Source organism: Streptomyces tremellae, assembly GCF_039540215.1.
In the GTDB taxonomy this organism is placed as follows: Bacteria; Actinomycetota; Actinomycetes; order Streptomycetales; family Streptomycetaceae; genus Streptomyces; species Streptomyces tremellae.
Map to the genome: position 1 here is coordinate 1 of NZ_BAABEP010000144.1, position 1,659 is coordinate 1,659.

1 pseudogene is annotated in these 1,659 nt (G+C 69.6%); it reads left to right on the forward strand.

The window, feature by feature from the left end:
* Positions 1 to 122: 122 nt before the first annotated feature.
* A pseudogene (locus ABEA77_RS33730) lies at positions 123 to 1,499 on the forward strand (IS1380 family transposase).
* Positions 1,500 to 1,659 lie beyond the last annotated feature (160 nt).

The following is a 1,659-nucleotide window of genomic DNA, read 5'->3' on the forward strand; positions in this document are numbered from 1 at the left end:
CCTCGCGCTTTCACGAGGTGGGCTGTCCAAGAGTTGATCAGAAACACGGAAAGTGCCCTTGACCTGCAACGATAGGACTTGCTGAGGGTCCTGTTGGCTGCAAGGAAAAGAGCACTTTCCAAGTGAGAGAGCCTATCTCGTCGTACCCACGTGTCCGTGTCCAGGGAGACGGTCGGCAGGTGGTCTCGCAGGCCGGTGCGGTCCTGCTGATGGAGACGGTCCGCAAGACGGGCCTTGACCAGGCGATATCCGCAGCTTTGGCTCCGTGGCGGAAGCCGCGGGCCGTCCACGATCCCGGCAAGATCCTCCTGGACGTTGCCATGGCGGTCGCGCTGGGCGGGGACTGCCTCGCGGACGTCGCCATGCTGCGGTGTGAGCCGGCCGTCTTCGGCCCGGTCGCCTCCGACCCGACCGTCTCCCGCCTGATCGACACCCTCGCCGCATCCGGCGAGAAAGCCCTGCGGGCCGTCCGGTCCGCACGCTCCGAAGTCCGTCATCGAGCCTGGTCGTTGGCCGGCGAGAACGCCCCGGACGCCGACGGTCAGGTCACCGTCGACCTCGATGGCGTCCTCGTGATCGCCCACTCGGACAAGCAGGACGCGGCCGCGACCTGGAAGAAGACCTAAGGCCATCACCCGCTGACGGCTTTCGTCGACCACGGACCGGGCGGAACCGGAGAGCCCGTCGCCGCCCTCCTGCGACCGGGACACGCGGGCTCCAACACCGCCGCCGACCACATCACCACCGTCCAACTCGCCCTGGCCCAACTACCCAAGCGCTACCGACGTGGACGGCAGACGCTGATCCGCACGGACTCCGCCGGCGGCACCCACGACTTCGTGTCCTGGCTCGCGAAGCGGGGCCGACGGCTGTCCTACTCGGTCGGCATGACGGTCACCGAAGCGATCCACGAACACGTACTGAAGGTCCCCGCCTCGGCCTGGACCCCGGCCGTCGAGGCCGACGGTGAGGCCCGGGACGGGGCCTGGGTCGCCGAGCTCACCGGCAAGCTCCTTCACGGCTGGCCCAAGGGCATGCGGCTCATCGTCCGCAAGGAACGGCCCCATCCAGGCGCCCAGTTGAGGATCACGGACGCGGACGGCATGCGGATCACGTGCTTCGCGACCAACACCACCGGCCGGCCGATCGCCGAGCTCGAACTCCGTCAGCGGCTCCGGGCACGGGCCGAGGACCGGATCCGGGCCGCCCGGGCCACCGGCCTGCGCAACCTGCCCCTGCACGACACCGCCCAAAACCGGGTCTGGATGGAGATCGTCCAGATCGCGCTCGACCTGCTGGCCTGGATGCCCATGCTCGCGCTGACCGGCCGGGCGAGGCTCTGGGAACCGCGTCGCTTGCGGTTTCGCCTGTTCTCCGCAGCCGGCCAGCTCGTCACCACCGGTCGGCGCAGGATTCTCCGCCTCGCCCGGCACTGGCCCTGGACCGGCGAGATCACCGCCGCCCTTGAACGGCTCGCGCTCCTGCCCGACCCCGGCTGACTGGCAACCCACCGTCCCTGCGACAGCATTACCCGCCCCCGGGCAGTGGAACCCGGCGCCCACCCGACGCGACAGCCGGGCCACCGGCCTGCCCGGCACCAGCTCCGGAACGCAAAAGGGTCCACCGACTCCGTCGGCGGACCCTCAAGAAAGATCGAGG